The sequence below is a fragment of the Massilia sp. MP_M2 genome (genome assembly GCF_039123635.1).
Classification (GTDB): domain Bacteria; phylum Pseudomonadota; class Gammaproteobacteria; order Burkholderiales; family Burkholderiaceae_D; genus Telluria.
Map to the genome: position 1 here is coordinate 41,913 of NZ_JBCHJF010000008.1, position 15,900 is coordinate 57,812.

The 15,900-nt window shown below is 63.5% G+C and carries 15 protein-coding genes, 2 tRNA genes and 1 pseudogene; 7 read left to right on the top strand and 11 right to left on the bottom strand.

Annotation, left to right across the window (positions count from 1 at the left end):
• The first annotated feature begins 12 nt into the window (after nt 1-12).
• On the top strand, nt 13-1,023 hold the full coding sequence (gene tssA, locus RCH14_RS16785) for a type VI secretion system protein TssA (RefSeq protein ID WP_343027249.1): 1,011 nt from the start codon (nt 13-15) through the stop codon (nt 1,021-1,023).
• A gap of 36 nt (nt 1,024-1,059) precedes the next feature.
• Here the strand turns inward: tssA and phaP are convergent, their stop codons facing one another.
• Nucleotides 1,060-1,623 (bottom strand): TIGR01841 family phasin, encoded by a 564-nt coding sequence (phaP, locus tag RCH14_RS16790; RefSeq protein WP_343027250.1) that lies wholly within the window; start codon nt 1,621-1,623, stop codon nt 1,060-1,062.
• A gap of 73 nt (nt 1,624-1,696) precedes the next feature.
• A complete protein-coding gene (locus RCH14_RS16795; protein ID WP_343027251.1) occupies nt 1,697-1,903 on the bottom strand; it encodes a hypothetical protein in 207 nt (68 codons plus the stop codon).
• A gap of 124 nt (nt 1,904-2,027) precedes the next feature.
• Between RCH14_RS16795 and cueR the strand changes: the two genes are divergently transcribed.
• A complete protein-coding gene (cueR, locus tag RCH14_RS16800) occupies nt 2,028-2,417 on the top strand; it encodes a Cu(I)-responsive transcriptional regulator (RefSeq protein ID WP_343027446.1) in 390 nt (129 codons plus the stop codon).
• A 104-nt stretch (nt 2,418-2,521) separates the two neighbouring features.
• On the opposite strand, the gene RCH14_RS16805 is transcribed toward cueR, so the two are convergent.
• Nucleotides 2,522-2,606, bottom strand: a tRNA-Leu gene (locus tag RCH14_RS16805).
• A gap of 40 nt (nt 2,607-2,646) precedes the next feature.
• Nucleotides 2,647-2,731 (bottom strand) — tRNA-Leu (locus tag RCH14_RS16810).
• Between the two features lie 412 nt (nt 2,732-3,143).
• Between RCH14_RS16810 and rnr the strand changes: the two are divergent.
• The 3 genes and pseudogenes from rnr to RCH14_RS16825 all read left to right on the top strand — a co-directional run.
• A pseudogene (gene rnr / locus RCH14_RS16815) lies at nt 3,144-5,376 on the top strand (ribonuclease R); the annotation flags it as partial.
• Between the two features lie 1,299 nt (nt 5,377-6,675).
• Nucleotides 6,676-7,419 (top strand): 23S rRNA (guanosine(2251)-2'-O)-methyltransferase RlmB, encoded by a 744-nt coding sequence (gene rlmB, locus RCH14_RS16820; protein WP_343027252.1) that lies wholly within the window; start codon nt 6,676-6,678, stop codon nt 7,417-7,419.
• A gap of 185 nt (nt 7,420-7,604) precedes the next feature.
• Nucleotides 7,605-8,270 carry a YceH family protein gene (locus tag RCH14_RS16825; RefSeq protein WP_343027253.1) on the top strand — a complete coding sequence of 222 codons (666 nt, stop codon included), beginning with the start codon at nt 7,605-7,607 and terminating at the stop codon, nt 8,268-8,270.
• Here RCH14_RS16825 and RCH14_RS16830 read toward each other — a convergent pair.
• The 7 genes from RCH14_RS16830 to RCH14_RS16860 form a co-directional block, all read right to left on the bottom strand.
• On the bottom strand, nt 8,230-9,030 hold the full coding sequence (locus tag RCH14_RS16830; RefSeq protein WP_343027254.1) for a hypothetical protein: 801 nt from the start codon (nt 9,028-9,030) through the stop codon (nt 8,230-8,232). The two genes, RCH14_RS16825 and RCH14_RS16830, sit on opposite strands and share 41 nt — an antisense overlap.
• A gap of 5 nt (nt 9,031-9,035) precedes the next feature.
• Complete coding sequence (locus tag RCH14_RS16835) at nt 9,036-10,019, bottom strand: hypothetical protein (RefSeq protein ID WP_343027255.1); 984 nt, start codon at nt 10,017-10,019, stop codon at nt 9,036-9,038.
• A complete protein-coding gene (locus RCH14_RS16840; protein WP_343027256.1) occupies nt 10,016-10,888 on the bottom strand; it encodes an ABC transporter ATP-binding protein in 873 nt (290 codons plus the stop codon). Before RCH14_RS16840 ends, RCH14_RS16835 begins: the two co-directional genes overlap by 4 nt.
• Nucleotides 10,885-11,253 (bottom strand): GntR family transcriptional regulator, encoded by a 369-nt coding sequence (locus RCH14_RS16845; RefSeq protein WP_343027257.1) that lies wholly within the window; start codon nt 11,251-11,253, stop codon nt 10,885-10,887. Before RCH14_RS16845 ends, RCH14_RS16840 begins: the two co-directional genes overlap by 4 nt.
• Nucleotides 11,254-11,498: 245 nt before the next feature.
• On the bottom strand, nt 11,499-12,278 hold the full coding sequence (locus tag RCH14_RS16850; RefSeq protein ID WP_343027258.1) for a UDP-2,3-diacylglucosamine diphosphatase: 780 nt from the start codon (nt 12,276-12,278) through the stop codon (nt 11,499-11,501).
• A 43-nt stretch (nt 12,279-12,321) separates the two neighbouring features.
• Complete coding sequence (locus RCH14_RS16855) at nt 12,322-12,813, bottom strand: peptidylprolyl isomerase (protein WP_343027259.1); 492 nt, start codon at nt 12,811-12,813, stop codon at nt 12,322-12,324.
• A 60-nt stretch (nt 12,814-12,873) separates the two neighbouring features.
• Entirely contained in the window at nt 12,874-13,491 is a 618-nt protein-coding gene (locus tag RCH14_RS16860; protein WP_343027260.1) for a peptidylprolyl isomerase, read from the bottom strand.
• 287 nt (nt 13,492-13,778) lie between these two features.
• On the opposite strand from RCH14_RS16860, the gene cysS reads away from it, so the two are divergent.
• Nucleotides 13,779-15,179 carry a cysteine--tRNA ligase gene (gene cysS, locus RCH14_RS16865; protein WP_343027261.1) on the top strand — a complete coding sequence of 467 codons (1,401 nt, stop codon included), beginning with the start codon at nt 13,779-13,781 and terminating at the stop codon, nt 15,177-15,179.
• Nucleotides 15,179-15,868 (top strand): DNA-3-methyladenine glycosylase 2 family protein, encoded by a 690-nt coding sequence (locus tag RCH14_RS16870; protein ID WP_343027262.1) that lies wholly within the window; start codon nt 15,179-15,181, stop codon nt 15,866-15,868. Before cysS ends, RCH14_RS16870 begins: the two co-directional genes overlap by 1 nt.
• Nucleotides 15,869-15,900 lie beyond the last annotated feature (32 nt).

Consider the following 15,900-nt stretch of genomic DNA (forward strand, 5'->3'; position numbering starts at 1 on the left):
CACGGAGACACCATGCTCGATATCGACCTTTTGCTCACCCCAATCACGCCGGACAATCCGTGCGGGGTCGACCTGGCGTTCGCGCCCGAAGTCGACGCCATCGCCCGCGCGCGCCTGGCCGACGATCCATCGCTGGAGCAGGGGGCCTGGGTCACGGCGCTCAAGGAAGCCGACTGGAAGTTCGTCGGCAAACACTGCGCCGCCCTGCTCGAAACGCGCAGCAAGGACTTGCAACTGGCCGTCTGGCTGGCCGAGGCAAGCACCAGGACCGGCGGCATGCACGGCCTGGCCGATGGCCTGGGCCTGGTGGCCGCGCTGTGCAAGCGCTATTGGGACGGCGTGCACCCGCAGGCCGACGAAGACGGCGTCGAGCGGCGCATCGGCATCCTGGCCTGGCTGGCCAGCCGCGTGGCGCCGCTGGCCAAGGGGGTCGCGCTGGACGAAAGCGGGGCGCTGACGCTGCAAGGGTGGGAAGTGGCGCGCGCACGCGGGCCGGACGCGGTGGCCGAACTCGAGGTGCTGCGTGCGCGCAGCAAGCCGGCGTTCGTGCAAGCGCTGCTGGCCGAGTGCGAAGCCGGCATCGCCGCGCTGGACGAGCTGGAACGGGTCGTCGACGCGCAACTCGGCAACGACGGCCCCAGTTACAGCGTGGCCCGCACGGCGCTGCACGATGTCGTCGAGCTGATTTCGCCGGGCTTGCCGGTCGTAGTAACAAGCGGTGCGTCCTCGACGGCAGTGCAGGGCGGCGCCATCGCCGTGGCCCGACCGGCGCGCATCGACGGGCCGGTCCAGCATCGCGACCAGGCGCTGGCGCAGCTGCGCCAGGTAGCCGATTTTTTCCGCCGCACGGAGCCGCACAGCCCCGTCGCGTATCTGGCAGAAAAAGCGGCGCGCTGGGGAGAGCAGCCATTGCATACCTGGCTGCGTTCGGTGATCAAGGACGAAGCATCGCTGGCGCGGCTGGAAGATTTGCTGGGGACCGAAGGCCAGGCAGACCAGCCGGCGACACACCCGGCGCCCTGAGGGGCCGGGTTGCCGAGGGGATGAGCTTACCCGGACTTAGTCGGGTTTGTCCTGCTTGCCGCCGCCGGGCGTGACGATGGTGCTGGCGCGTTCAAACTGCGCTTCGACCGTCTGCACCGCCTGGCGCGTGGCGGCCGTCACCTGTTCATACCCCTTGAAGGCATTGTCGATCGCCGCCTTCATGATCTGGACCGCATTCTCCGACCCCGGCTTGACGTTCTGGGTGACGTCATAGATCAGCGCCGACAGCGTGTTCTTCGCTTCGGTGGTATGCGCATCGGCCGCGCCGCGGAACTCGTTGTGCATGTCGTCGATGATGGCTTTCAACTGCGTCGTGTACTCGGCCGCGTTGGTCACGCCGGCGGCCGGTTGCATGCGCGCCGCGAGCGTTTCGAGGGCGGCCTTCGGGTTGCCGGCCTGGGCGATGTCACGGCCCGCTTGCAGCGTGCTGTCCATCGTGCTCTTGGCGGCGTTCAGGTTCAGGGCGACGACCTGCTCGACGCCCTTGACGGTCTTGCCGGCCAGCGCGTTGAAGGTCTGCATCTGCAGGTCGAACAGGGTTTTCGTGGCGTTGGCAAACTGTTCCGGGCTGGTAAACATGGGGTGTCTCCTCAGTGGGTAAGCTGTTTTTGAAAGCTGAACGATGACAGACAAACGACATCTGCCGGGTTCATTATTTAGCAACGATGGGTTTTTCGCAACGTGCGTCACGATAGGGGCCGTTCGACCTCACCCAGCCTTCACCCAGCGGCGTTGGCGAACAGGCCAGCGCGCCCGTGAGCTTGCTGCGCCATTGGTAATACGGCGCCGGCGCAGCCAGGCTGGAAGAGACGACGGCAACGAGCGCCGCCCCGAGGGCGGCAGAGCGAAGAATCTGCATGACACCCATGCTCGACCGTTCCGGCACGCAAGTCAAGTGCGCACTTGTCCTTGCCATGGTGGGAAGGTGTAAGCTCCCGTATGACCTACGACCGGAGCGCACCGTGCAATCCACCGCATCGAGTATGACCATCGGCGACGCCGCCCGTGCATCGGGCGTCACGGCCAAGATGATCCGCCATTACGAATCCATTGGACTGGTGCCTGCGCCACGCCGCACGGACGCCGGCTACCGCCTCTACAGCGAGCGCGACGTGCGCGTGCTGCAATTCATCCATCGCGGACGTGCACTGGGCTTTTCGCTCGACCAGATCAGGAACCTGCTGGCGCTGTGGGAAGACAAGGGGCGGGCCAGTGCCGACGTGCGGGCACTGGCGCAGACGCATATCGACGAACTGGACCGAAAGATCGCGGAGATGGCGGCGATGCGCGGCACGCTCGTTACGTTGGCCGCTTCGTGCCATGGCGATGCGCGCTCGGCGTGTCCGATCCTGGACGATCTGGCGGCGCACTGAGTCTGCGCCAGAAAACGGGAGGCACAACGCAAAACGCCGTAACCCTGTTTCGAAGGCTACGGCGTTTTGCGGGACGCTGGGTCCACAAACTCACTACATTTTTTTGGTGCCCACGGAGGGACTCGAACCCCCACACCTTGCGGCACATGGACCTGAACCATGCGCGTCTACCAATTCCGCCACGTGGGCACTGCAACTACGGTACAACCTTACAACCAGATGAACTATTTGGTGCCCACGGAGGGACTCGAACCCCCACACCTTGCGGCACATGGACCTGAACCATGCGCGTCTACCAATTCCGCCACGTGGGCACTGCAAGAACATCCCTGCTACAATAGCAGGGTTTGTCATTTTCCGCCAGATCAACTATTCGTAAAACATAGCTGACCACGGCATCAAACACCCTCTGCTACCACTGCTTTTCATCGCCCCGGCGTTGTCGCCGTTGCTGAAGAGAGCGAGATTATAGCGGATCATTTTCAATAGTCAAAGACCCAAGGTGAAGTTCTCGACAAGGACTCACGTGCAAGCAGCCTGCGCACGCATCCCGCGCATGCATCCCGCGCATGCATCCTGTTGTACGGGCGCAGGTCGTTGGCGCACATCATGTTAGGCGAATCGGATAGACCTCCGTTACACTACGCCTGTCATGGTGTCAATTAACCACGCTGCCGCCCTTATGTGATGTGCGGCGCTCTACTGGCCAAAGAAAAAAGAATCGATTTGAAGCAACCTACTCATACCATTCCAAGCCGCGAGGAAATCCTCGCTGTCTTCCGCGACGCCGCTGAATCGCTCGATGCAGCCGCCCTGGCACACGCCCTTGATGTTCAGCCCGCAGCGCAGGAAGTCCTCGGCCGCCGCTTGAACGCCATGGAGCGTGACGGCCAGATTCGTTCCGACCGCAGCGGCACCTATATGCTGGCTGATCATTCCGCCTTCGTGGCCGGCAAGGTCAGCGCGCATCGCGACGGTTTTGGCTTCGTGATTCCCGATGAACCGGGTCCCGACCTGTTCCTGTCCGACCGTGAAATGCAGAAAGTGCTGCACGGCGACCGCGTCATGGCGCGCGTAACGGGCATGGACCGCCGCGGCCGTCCCGAAGGCTCGATTGTCGAAGTCGTCCAGCGTGCCAACACGCACATCATCGGGCGCCTGCTCAATGAAGAAGGCGCGTGGATTGTCTCGCCCGAAGACCAGCGCATCGCCCAGGACGTGATCGTCACCGGCCCGATCGGTAATGCCCGTGCAGGGCAGATCGTCAGCATCGAACTGCTGGAGCAGCCGGGCCGCTTCCAGAAGCCGACTGGCCGCATCGTCGAAGTGCTGGGCGAACTTGATGACCCGGGCATGGAAATCGAAATCGCCGTGCGCAAGTTCGGCGTGCCCCATATCTTCTCGCCGGCCGCGCTCAAGCAGGCCGCTCGCCTGCCGAACGAAGTCATCGACGCCGACCTGGCCAACCGCGTGGACCTGCGCGACGTGCCTTTGGTGACGATCGACGGCGAAGACGCACGCGACTTCGACGATGCCGTCTACTGCGAACCGGTGACCATCAAGGGCGTGAAGAGCTTCCGCCTGCTGGTGGCGATCGCCGACGTGAGCCATTACGTCAAGCCGAACGAGGCGCTCGACGCCGACGCCATCGAACGCTCGACCTCCGTCTACTTCCCGCGCCGCGTGATCCCGATGCTGCCCGAGAAGCTGTCGAACGGCCTGTGCTCGCTGAACCCGGCAGTCGACCGCTGCACGCTGGTGTGCGACATGGTGGTATCACAGGATGGCGAAGTCACCGCGTACCAGTTCTACCCGGCCGTGATGCACTCGGCTGCGCGCATGACGTACAACGAAGTGGCCGATATCCTGGCTGACGTCAACGGCGAACAAGCCCAGAAGCGTCCGGGCATCGTGCCGCATCTGCAACATTTGAATCAGGTGTTCCGTGCGCTGCTCAAGGCGCGCCAGGAGCGCGGTGCCATCGACTTCGAGACCACCGAAACCTATATCGTCTGCAACGCACTGGGCAAGATCGAAAAGATCATCCCACGCACCCGCAACGATGCGCACCGCCTGATCGAAGAGTGCATGCTGTCAGCCAACGTGTGCGCCGCTGATTTCCTGCTGCGCCACAAGCACCCGGGCACGTTCCGCATCCACGCGACGCCGACCGAAGAAAAGCTGAACCAGCTGCGCACCTTCCTCAAGCAGGTCGGCCTGAATCTGGCCGGCGGCAACAAGCCGAGCGCGCGCGATTACGCTGCAGTGATGCAGCAGATCAAGGAGCGTCCGGATGCGCAACTGCTGCAGACGATGATGCTGCGCTCGATGCAGCAGGCCGTCTACAGCCCGGACAACGTCGGCCACTTCGGCCTGGCGTTCGAGGCCTATGCGCACTTCACCAGCCCGATCCGTCGCTACCCCGATCTGCTGACGCACCGTGCGATCAAGGCGATCCTGCTCGGCAAGAAGTACGAGCCGAAGGGCATCGATCTGGCCAAGCTGAACACGACGCAGTCGAACTCGGCCCGCAAGCAGGCCGCGAAAGACAAGGCTGACGGCAAAGCGCCGAAGAACGAAAAAGACCTGACCGTCTGGGACGCCCTGGGCGTGCACTGCTCGGCCAACGAACGCCGCGCCGACGAAGCCTCGCGCGACGTCGAGAACTGGCTCAAGTGCTTCTTTATGCAGGACAAGATCGGCGAAGAGTACACCGGCACCATCGCTGGCGTGACCACCTTCGGCATCTTCGTGCAGTTGGACGAGCTGTTCGTCGAAGGCCTGGTGCACGTGACCGAACTGGGCGCCGATTACTTCCAGTACGACGAAGCGCGCCACGTGCTGCGCGGCGAGCGTAGCGGCCAGAGCTATGGCCTGACCGACAAGGTCACCGTCAAGGTGGCACGCGTCGATCTGGAATCGCGCAAGATCGACCTGACGCTGGCGTCCGCGCCTGGCGCCGAGTCGTCGGGCGACGATGCCGGTCGCGAACGCCATCAGGGCGGTCGCAACAAGGACAATCGCAGCAACGAGCCACGCACCAATGAAGTTCGTCAGAACAACGGCGGTGGCAATCACAATGGCGGTGGTAACGGCAATAACCACGGTAACGGTAACGGCAACAACAACGGCAATAGCAACGGCGGCAATGGCAAGCGCTCGCGTGGTGGCCGTTCGCGTGGACCGAAGCCAGGTACCAACGGTGCGAATAACGAAAACGCTCGTCCACAGCAGTCGCCGCTCGAGATTGCACGTCCGCTTGTTCAGGACGGCATCGAGCTGCAACAGGCCAAGCCGAAATCGCGCAAGGCCCGTCAGAAGGCCAAGGCGGCCGAGCGCGCTGCAGCAGCAGCGGCAGCGCCGGTGATGACGTCGGCGCAGCAAGTGCCAGCGCAAATGCCAGTGCAAGTACAAGCGCCAAAGTCGGCGCCAGTGCAGACGCAGAAACCAGTGGCAGCGCCAGCGCCGGTTGCACAGCCAAAGCCAGCACCGGTTGCACAGCCAAAGCCAGCGCCGGTTGCACAGTCAAAGCCTGCGGAAGCAGTCTCTGCGTCAGCGCCAGCGCGCAAGCCACGTGTAACCAAGGGCGGCGTCAATGACGTGGTTGCGGCAGCACCGGCCCCTGCACCAGCGCCGGTCGCCGAAGCCAAGCCAGTGAAAGCTGCAGCAAAAAAAACGGTTGTTAAAGCGCCCGCCGTCGCAGCACCGGCCGCGGCACCAGTCGTGGCAGCGCCAACCGTGGCAGCACCAGCGGTCAAGGCCCCAGCCAAGAAGGCTGCCGTGAAGACGGCTGCCAAAACCGCCGCCGTAAAAGCACCGGTTGCCGCAGCGTCAGTGGTCGTGCCAGCCAAGGCCGCAGCGGTCAAGGCGCCAGCGAAAAAGGCGGCCGTCAAGGCACCAGCCAAGTCAGCAGCAGTCAAGGCTCCGGCCGAGACCGCCGCTGTCACGGCACCTGTCAAAACAGCGGCAGTCAAGGCCCCGGCCAAGGCAGCAGCAGTCAAGACGCCAGCAGTCAAGACGCCAGCCAAGGCAGGCACAACCAAGGCTCCGGCCGAGGTTGTCGCCGTCAAAGCCCCGGCCAAGAAGGCTGCAGCTGCACCACGCAAGGCCGCAGCCAAGGCTGTCGCTGAGCCGGCCGCGCCGAAGGCTGTCAAAGCCCCGGCCAAGACTGCAGCCAAGGCCACGTCGACGACCACGGCGAAAACCGCAGCCAAAACCAGCAAGAAGTAAGTCCCTGAAAGTATTCGAAAAGTAGCAAATGAAAAATAAAATGATGTTCGGCTTCCACGCCGTGACCTCGCGACTGCGTCACGAGGCCCAGTCGGTGGAAGAAATCTTCGTCGATGCCGAGCGCAACGACGGCCGTATGAAGGACCTGATCGCCCACGCCAAGGCAGCCGGCGTGCGCGTCATGCCCGTCGAGGCAGCGCGCCTCGACAAGATCACCGGCACCCGCCGTCACCAGGGCGTGATCGCGTTTGCCAGCCAGCTCGCGCTGGCGCGCAATCTCGATGAGCTGCTCGACGCCATCGAAGGTCCGCCATTGCTGCTGATCCTGGACGGCATCACCGACCCGCACAACCTGGGCGCTTGCCTGCGCGTGGCCGACGGTGTCGGTGCGCACGCGGTCATCGTGCCGAAGGACCGCGCGGTCGGCCTGAACGCCACCGCCGCCAAGGTCGCCAGCGGCGCCGCCGAGACGGTCCCGTACATCACGGTGACCAACCTGGCGCGCACGATGCGTGAGCTGAAGGAACGCGATATTCTCCTGATCGGCACCACGGACGACGCCGACAAGGGTCTGTACGAAGCCGACTTCTCGGGTCCGGCCGCGCTGGTCATGGGTTCGGAAGGCGAGGGCATGCGCCGCCTGACGCGCGAGACCTGCGATGTGCTGGTCAGCATCCCGATGTTCGGTTCGGTCGAAAGCCTGAACGTGTCGGTGGCGTCGGGCGTTTGCCTGTACGAAGCACGTCGCCAGCGCATCGGCCGCGAAAGCTGATTGTTCTTCATGCCTGGATGGCTGCGCTCGCGGCAATCCAGGCAGTTTCATCCCGCCGCAGCACCAAATCCCCCCAGTAACGCACCCCCCCGAATCGGCGACAAAGCACGCCAGGCCATCCTGCGCCAACGACGGTGGTAAACTCGCTTCGAACAACTGAACCGTTTGGCATAACAAGGAATCGCATGACGAATGAAATGGTGGCCGTACTCGATCCGGTCGAGCTGCGCGTGCTGGCGGTGCTGGCCGAAAAAGAAGGCCTCACGCCCGATAATTATCCGATGTCGCTCAACGCGATCGTCAATGGCTGCAACCAGTTGTCGAGCCGCGATCCGGTCATGCAGATCAGCGAAGCGGTCGTGCTCGATACGTTGCAGCGCCTGGCTGAGCGCAAGCTCGTCAACGCCATCTCGCAGGCCGGCGCGCGCGTCGTCAAGTACGAGCACCGCATGCGCATCAAGTGGACGCTCGAGCAGGACAAGCTGGCTGTGCTCACGATCCTGATGCTGCGCGGCCTGCAGACCGCCGGCGAAATCCGCACCCGCAGCGGGCGTCTGCACGAATTCAAGACGGTAGCCGATGTCGAAACGGCACTGCAATTTTTGATCGACAAATACCCGCCGCTGGTCGTCAAACTCGAGCGCGCGCCGGGCACCAAGGAATCGCGTTACGGGCAACTGCTTGGCGGCGAAATCACGATCGTCGCCGGCAGCGAGCAGACGTCAAGCAGCGCGAGCAACCTGACGCAGGGCGGCCGCATCACGCAACTCGAAGAAGAAGTCGCCGCATTGCGCGGCGAGATGGAAGAGCTCAAGGGGCAGTTCGAGGCGTTTCGCCAGCAGTTCCAGTAACCGGCTCGAACGCCAGCTCGATCAGCGCCTCGTCGCTCCAGTCCGGATCGTTCATCGCGGTGCGAAAGCTGCGCCCCTCGACCGGCAAGTCTTTGGTGCGATCACCTTCACGCAAGGTCGCACGTGCGAGGCGCTCTGGTGCTTCGAATGGAAAGCCGTCGCGCTCGGCTTTGAAGAAGCTGCACCAGTTGGGCGTCAGCAGCACACTGTTGACGAACAGCGTGCGCATCAGGCCAAGCTCTTCCTTGCCGATCGCGACCATTACCTGGCATTCAAGCCGCAGGTCGCCAAGGCGCCGCACGTTGTCGGGCAGGCCGGGCGAGCGCACCAGCGGCGTCACGCGGACCATCCGCCGTTTGCGATTGAGCACCAGTTCGCTGTCCGCCGCCAAAGCGGCGCTGCTGCGCGGCACGATCGTCTCAACCGCATCGTTCAGGGTCAGCGGCAGCACGAAGCCGTCCTTGCCTTCCAGGCGCAGCGCCAGTGGCGCCTCACCCGGCTTGGGCGTCTTGTCGGTCCAGGCGCGCCGTTCGACCCGGAACCGCAACACATCAGCTGCCGGCGCCATGCGGTGGCCGCGCTCGAAGGCATCCAGGCCCGCGACGATCGCGCTGTACTTGCGCACTTCAGGGTTGCGGATCGCGTTGACGTGGATGGTTTCGGGACTGTCCGGTGGCGTGTCGGCAGCGCCCGCGCTGGCGTCCATACTCACACTTACGCCCAGCAGCATGCCCAGCATCAGGCTGGAAAGACGTCGCATCGCGCTTACCCCTCGTCACGCCAGCGGCGCAGGCGAATCGCGCCGTAGATCATTGCGCAGCCGGCGGCGGCAGCAATCCAGACCCCCGGGGTGAGCAGCGTGGCATACGACGTGCCCAATAGCAGCGGCCCATCCAGACCGGCCTGTTGCTGCTGCGCCAGCGCCTCTCCGTTGACTTCACCGAACCAGATTCCGGGGAACACGCCCAGCAGCAAGCGCGCCACGATTTCTTCGCCGAACCACTTGACGTTCATCGACACCCCGGCAAAGCGCCCGGCCAGGAAATTGAACCAGGCCAGGATGGCCAGCGCCACCAGCGGCGCGCCGACGGCCCACAGGAAGACCCGCGACTTTGCCCAGCTCGACACCAAGAGCAGCCAGCCGACCGTCGGCAGCGCCCACAGGATGTACAGCGGCAGGAAGCTGATCAGATACACCGGCGCCAGGTAAAAGTCGACATTGGCCAGCACCGGTGCGATCAGGTTGATGCCCTTGATGGCGCCGCCCAGCAGGCCGATCACCAGCAGGATCAACGAGGCCCCAATCCCGATCGCGATGGTCGCCAGCGGCGCGACCAGCAGCGCCGTCGCGGCCTTCGACAGCACGGTCTGCGCATCGGACATCGGCAGCGACTTCCAGAACAGGATGCTGCGGTCGCGCCGGTCGTCGTACAGCGCCGCCATGCAGTAGAAGAACACGACCACCGGCAGCACGAAGAACAGCGGCGCCGTGATCACCAGGTAGCTCGACGCGGCGGCGGCGGCCAGCTTGGCCAGCATCGCTGGCGGCAAGCCGTTGACCGTCATGACTTGTTCGCCGCTGACCTGCACGTGGAACGACGGGTTGGCGATGATGGCGTACAGGAAGCCGCCACCGAACAGCAGCACGAGCACGGCGGCCACGGCCAGCGGCGCCCAGAAGAAGGTGCCCTTGTGTTCCCACAGTTCGCGCCGGATCAGCCATTTCATGGTGCTCATTGGCGTAGTCATGCGTAGGTTCCTTTCATGGTGGCGACGAACAGGTCGGCCACGCTCGGGTTGCGTACTTCGCCGAGTGCAGCCAGTTGGGTGCGGGACAGGCCGCCGGCGCGCAGCGCGTCGAACAGCATCACGGATTTGCCGAACACGGTGCGCTCATCGATCGGTTGCAGCGCTCTGGCCGCTGCCACCTTGTCGCTGCCCACCATGACCTCGACGTAGCGCTCGCCGATTTCTTCCATCGTGGCGGCCAGCGCGATCTTGCCGTCGCGGATGAACAGCAGGTCGGACAGGATGTGCTCGACTTCCTCGACCTGGTGGGTCGTGATGACGATCGTCTTGTGCTCGTCAAAATAGTCTTCGAGCAGGTTCTGGTAAAACGCCTTGCGGTAAATGATGTCCAGGCCCAGCGTGGGTTCATCCAGCACCAGCAGCCTGGCGTCGATCGCCATCACGAGCGCCAGATGCAGTTGCACGATCATGCCCTTGGACATTTCCTTGACCTTCATGGTCGGCGTCAGCTTGGTGTTGGCGAGATAGCGTTCGGCCTTGCTGCGATCGAAGCGGGGATGCACGCCTGCCACGAAGTCGACCGCATCCTTCACCCGCAGCCAGCGCGGCAGGATGGCGACGTCGGCGATGAAGCAGACATCTTTCATCAGTTCATCGCGCTGGGTGCGCGGATCCAGGCCCAGCACCGACAGCTCGCCCTCGCACTGGATCAGCCCAAGGGCCGCCTTGAGCGTCGTCGTCTTGCCGGAACCGTTGGGGCCGATCAGCCCGACGATGCGGCCGGCGGCGATCTCGATGTCGATACTGTCGACGGCGACCCGCTTGCCGTAGCGCTTGGTCAAGCCGCGTGCGGAAATGACGGCGCTCATGCGGTACCTCCATGGTCCACGTTGTTCAGCAATTGCTTGATGTCCAGGCCCAGGCGGCGGATACGTTCGACCATCGCCGGCCACTCTTCACTGATGAAACGTTCGCGCTCGCTGGCCAGCAGTTTCTCGCTGGCGCCTTCGGTGACATACATGCCAATTCCCCTTCGTTTTTCCACCAGATGTTCGTCGACCAGCTCCTGATAGGCCTTCGACACGGTGATTGGATTGAGTTGATAGTCGGCGGCGATCTGGCGCACCGAGGGCAGGGCGTCGCCAGCCTTGAGGACGCCGTCGAGCATCATGCCGACGACGCGCTCCTTGAGCTGGCGGTATATCGGGGTCTTATCGTTCCAGCCGACGGTCATCGGGGGCCTCCGTGGTGGTTCGGTGCGGCGTCAGGGTGATGCGCATGCTTGCCTCCTCATGGTGGTGTGTTGAAGTGGTGTTGTAGTTGAGTATAACAGTGGTCGCGCAAACGTCAATATGCAGACGCGTGATTATGCAACGGGGATGTAGGGTGGGCGGGTTTCCCGCCCACGCGTTCGAACCGACGTCGCACACCCGGGCATGCCACGTTACGTTGAACGCGTGGGCGGCACAGCCGCCCACCCTACCAGGATGTCAGGGCAGTGCCGTCGACGTCGTGGCGCACGAGGCTGCCGTCTGTGTGCAGCGCGATCCAGCCACCGCGGGGGGGTACGTCATCGAGTTCCCAGTCGGGCAGCACGTAGCGCAGCTTGTCGCCATGCGCATGCACGGCAGGCCGGTGCGTGTGCCCGTGAATGATGACGTCGGCATCGAGCGCGGCAAACACATCGGCGACCGCATCTGGCGTGACATCCATCGTCTCGTAGGATTTGCCCGTATGGGCTTCGCGCGAACCTTCACGCAGCCCGGCGATGATGCCCTTGCGCTGCGCCAGCGGCATGCCGAGGAACTGCGCCTGCCAGGCCGGGTTGCGCACTTGGGCACGAAACGCCATATACCCGGTATCGAGCGTGCACTGCGCGTCGCCATGCACCAGCGCGATGCGGCGCGTGCCGGCCTCGATGACATGGGGCTCTTGCAGCAGGGTCAGGTGCGCTGCTTGCGCGAAGCCTTCCCCGACCAGAAAGTCGCGGTTGCCCGCCATCCAGCAGACCGCCACGCCAGTGTCGGCAACGGCGCGGATCGCCGTGATGATGGTCTGGTGGAACGGATCGGCAACGTCGTCGTCGCCGGCCCAGTATTCGAAGATATCGCCGAGCAGGTACAACTGCTCGGCATGCACCGCGCGCTCGGCCAGGAAGCGTAAAAACGCGTCCAGCGTGCGCGGGTGCGAGACCTGCAGATGCAGGTCGGAAATGAACAGCGCGAACGGGCGCGCAGGCAGCGGCATGGGGGCGCTCATGAGAGCACTCATGAGAACGACAGATGCTGGTGCGCGCCGCGCATTACAGGACTTCGATTTTCTCGATGATGACAGGGTCGACCGGCACATCGGAGTGCATGCCCCCGCGGCTGGTCTTGACGTTGTTCAGCGTGTCGACGATGTCCTGGCCTTCGGTGACTTTACCGAACACCGCGTAACCCCAGCCGTCCTGGCCCGGGTAGTCGAGGAAGGCGTTGTTCTTGGTGTTGATGAAGAACTGGGCCGATGCCGAATGCGGGTCCGACGTGCGGGCCATGGCCAGCGTGTACTTGTCGTTCTTCAGGCCGTTCTTGGCTTCGTTCTCGACGGTTGCCGGGGTAGGCTTTTGCTTCATGCCTGGCTCGAAACCGCCGCCCTGGATCATGAAGTCCTTGATCACGCGGTGGAAGATGGTGTTGCTGAAGTGACCCTGGTTGACGTAGTCGATGAAGTTGGCGACGGTCTTCGGTGCTTTTTCAGCGTCCAGTTCAGCGGTGATATTGCCTTGATTCGTGGTGATGAGGATAGTCGTCATGAGGTGTCCTTGTAGTGTGGTTTGTAAGCGTGCGCGCCGGATGCAGGCGCGGCTGAGCCGTTATTTTACTAGCTTGTCGCCCTTGAGCAGCGTCACGGACGTAATCTTGATCGGCACGACGGGCACGTTCTGCATCCCGCGCACGTCGTCGACCACCACGGCCTTGATCTTGTCGACCGTTTCCTGGCCCTTGACCACCTTGCCGAACACGGTGTAACCCGAGCCGCCAACGAACGGAAAGTCGATGCCCGAATTGTCGGCCACGTTGATGAACCATTGCGAGGTGGCGCTGTCAGGATTGCCTTCGCGCGCCATCGAGATCGTGTACGGTTGGTTCGACAGGCCGTTGTTCGATTCGTTCTTGATCGGCTTGACCGTCTTGCGGCCCTCGAATTTTTCGTTCATGCCGCCGCCCTGGATCATGAAGCCGTCGATCACGCGATGGAAGATCGTGCCGTTGTAGGCGCCCGACTTGGCGTAGGCCGCGAAGTTGGCCACGGTCTTGGGGGCTTTTTCGTGATCGAGTTCGACGATGATCTCGCCCATGCTGGTCTTGATCGCATACTGCGGCATGTCGGCCGCCAGCGCGCTGCCCGAGAACAGCACGCCGCAGGCGAGGGCGGCGGTAGCGCCGGCCATGCGCACGAGTGCGTAGCGGCGGGTGAATGACGATGACATCTGGCTTCCTCTGATGGACCGCGCACGTGGCGCTGTCAAGGGTTGTCCCGAAAATAAAGCTGGTCCGTATGAGGCCAGCCGGGTTTTTATCAATGCTATACTTTCCTTGAAGCGTTCAAGAGAAGCGTTTGCATCCGAACGTCCCATTCTATCAAATAAGAATAACACCGAGGACCCAGGCGAACCCCACGCCGCACCCGTCCGGCTGGCGCGCATGCAGTGCTGCGCCGGGATGGTCGTTGCGGCGCCGGTGAACGTTTGCCATCCTCGTGCGAACCGAAAATTCAATGAGCCAACTCAAGATTTACAACACGCTGGCGCGTGACAAGCAGGTCTTCGTCCCGAAGGTCGCCGGCAAGGTCGGCATGTATGTTTGCGGCATGACCGTCTACGATTACTGCCACGTTGGCCATGCACGCATGATGATGGCGTTCGACGTCGTGTATCGCTGGCTGCTCGCGTCCGGCTACGAGGTCGAGTACGTGCGCAACATCACCGACATCGACGACAAGATCATCAAGCGCGCCGTCGAGAACGGCGAAACCATCGGCGCACTGACGGGCCGCTTCGTCCAATACATGGACGAAGACACGGCTGCGCTCGGCATCCTGCCGCCGACCGTCGTGCCGCGCGCCACCGAATACGTCCCGCAGATGCTGTCGATCATCGGCAAGCTCGAACAAAAAGGCTTGGCCTACCAAACCGCGGACGGCGACGTCAATTACGCGGTGCGCGGCTTCGACGGCTACGGCAAGCTGTCGGGCAAGTCGCTCGACGATCTGCGCGCCGGCGAGCGCGTCGACGTCAATACCGGCAAGCGCGATCCGCTCGACTTCGTGCTCTGGAAAGCCGCCAAGGAATCCGAACCGGCCGAAGCCAAATGGGATTCGCAGTGGGGCCAGGGCCGCCCGGGCTGGCACATCGAATGCTCGGCCATGTCGTGCGCGACGCTGGGCGAACACTTCGACATCCATGGCGGCGGCGCCGATCTGCAGTTTCCGCACCACGAAAACGAGATCGCCCAGTCCGAAGGCGCGTTCGGTGCGCCGATGGTCAATTACTGGATCCACAACGGGTTCGTGCGCGTCGATAACGAAAAGATGTCCAAGTCGCTGGGCAACTTCTTCACGATCCGCGACGTGCTCAAGAAGTACGACGCCGAAGTCGTGCGCTTTTTCATCCTGCGCGCTCACTACCGCAGCCCGCTCAATTATTCCGATGTCCATATCGACGACGCGAAGGCCGCGCTGACCCGCCTGTACACGGCGTTGAATAGCATCGAGCTTGGCGATGAGCCGGTCGCCGTCGACTGGGACGAAGCCCACGCCCGGCGCGTGCGCGAGGCGATGGACGACGACTTCAATACGCCGCTGGCGGTAGCAGCGTTGTTCGACCTGGTCGGCGAAGTCAACCGCACGCGGTCGATCAATGCTGCGCGCCAGCTCAAGGCGCTCGCCGCCGTGCTCGGCCTGCTCGAACGGTCGCCGCAGGCGTTCCTGCAGGCGGGCAGCCCCGATGCGGGCGAGGGCGGGCTGGACGAGGCAGCGATTCAAGATGCGATTGCACGCCGCGCGGCCGCCAAGGCAGCGCGCGACTTCGCCGGTGCCGACGCCATCCGCAAACAATTGACGGAGGCGGGCATCGTCCTGGAAGACAAGGCCGACGGTACGACCTGGCGCCGTACATAATGCCAGCGAACAAGGACAAGTCGGGCAGCGTGGCTGCATTGTCAGGCACGTCGCCGGCGCACGATGCGCTCGCCGTGCCGATCTACTGGGCCGAAGCCAAGCGCGAACTGATGCAGCGCGACCGCATCATGAACAAGCTGATCCCGCAGTTCGGCGACCTGCATCTGCGCGGCCAGCCCGACCCGTTCATCACGCTCGCGCGTTCGATCGTCGGCCAGCAAGTCACGCCGAAAGCGGCCGACCTGGCCTGGGGCAAGCTGCTGGCCGTCTGCCCGACCCTGGCGCCCAGCCAGATCATCAAGCTGGGCGCAGTCCAGCTGTCCGGCTGCGGCCTGTCCAAGCGCAAGACCGAATACATCCTCGACCTGGCCGACCACTTCAAGGCCAAGCGGGTGCACGCCGACCTGTGGTCCGAAATGGATGACGAAGCCGTCATCGCCGAGCTGATCCAGATTCGCGGTATCAGCCGCTGGACAGCCGAGATGTTTTTGATATTTAATCTGCTGCGACCGAACGTCCTGCCACTGGACGATCCCGGCCTGATCCAGGGCATCAGCCAAAACTATTTCTCGGGCGAGCCTGTTTCGCGCAGCGATGCGCGCGAGGTGTCGGCCAACTGGGAACCCTGGCGCACGGTGGCGACATGGTATTTGTGGCGCAGCCTGGACCCGGTCGCCCCTGCGGCCTGAGCCCCCGATCCGCCCGATCCGCCACCGGCTTA

Bases quoted from the DNA above. Each gene is read 5' to 3' on its own strand.
- tssA (WP_343027249.1), top strand. From the start codon at position 13: ATGCTCGATATCGACCTTTTGCTCACCCCAATCACGCCGGACAATCCG.
- phaP (WP_343027250.1), bottom strand. From the start codon at position 1,623: ATGTTTACCAGCCCGGAACAGTTTGCCAACGCCACGAAAACCCTGTTC.
- RCH14_RS16795 (WP_343027251.1), bottom strand. From the start codon at position 1,903: ATGCAGATTCTTCGCTCTGCCGCCCTCGGGGCGGCGCTCGTTGCCGTC.
- cueR (WP_343027446.1), top strand. From the start codon at position 2,028: ATGACCATCGGCGACGCCGCCCGTGCATCGGGCGTCACGGCCAAGATG.
- rlmB (WP_343027252.1), top strand. From the start codon at position 6,676: ATGAAAAATAAAATGATGTTCGGCTTCCACGCCGTGACCTCGCGACTG.
- RCH14_RS16825 (WP_343027253.1), top strand. From the start codon at position 7,605: ATGACGAATGAAATGGTGGCCGTACTCGATCCGGTCGAGCTGCGCGTG.
- RCH14_RS16830 (WP_343027254.1), bottom strand. From the start codon at position 9,030: ATGCGACGTCTTTCCAGCCTGATGCTGGGCATGCTGCTGGGCGTAAGT.
- RCH14_RS16835 (WP_343027255.1), bottom strand. From the start codon at position 10,019: ATGACTACGCCAATGAGCACCATGAAATGGCTGATCCGGCGCGAACTG.
- RCH14_RS16840 (WP_343027256.1), bottom strand. From the start codon at position 10,888: ATGAGCGCCGTCATTTCCGCACGCGGCTTGACCAAGCGCTACGGCAAG.
- RCH14_RS16845 (WP_343027257.1), bottom strand. From the start codon at position 11,253: ATGACCGTCGGCTGGAACGATAAGACCCCGATATACCGCCAGCTCAAG.
- RCH14_RS16850 (WP_343027258.1), bottom strand. From the start codon at position 12,278: ATGAGCGCCCCCATGCCGCTGCCTGCGCGCCCGTTCGCGCTGTTCATT.
- RCH14_RS16855 (WP_343027259.1), bottom strand. From the start codon at position 12,813: ATGACGACTATCCTCATCACCACGAATCAAGGCAATATCACCGCTGAA.
- RCH14_RS16860 (WP_343027260.1), bottom strand. From the start codon at position 13,491: ATGTCATCGTCATTCACCCGCCGCTACGCACTCGTGCGCATGGCCGGC.
- cysS (WP_343027261.1), top strand. From the start codon at position 13,779: ATGAGCCAACTCAAGATTTACAACACGCTGGCGCGTGACAAGCAGGTC.
- RCH14_RS16870 (WP_343027262.1), top strand. From the start codon at position 15,179: ATGCCAGCGAACAAGGACAAGTCGGGCAGCGTGGCTGCATTGTCAGGC.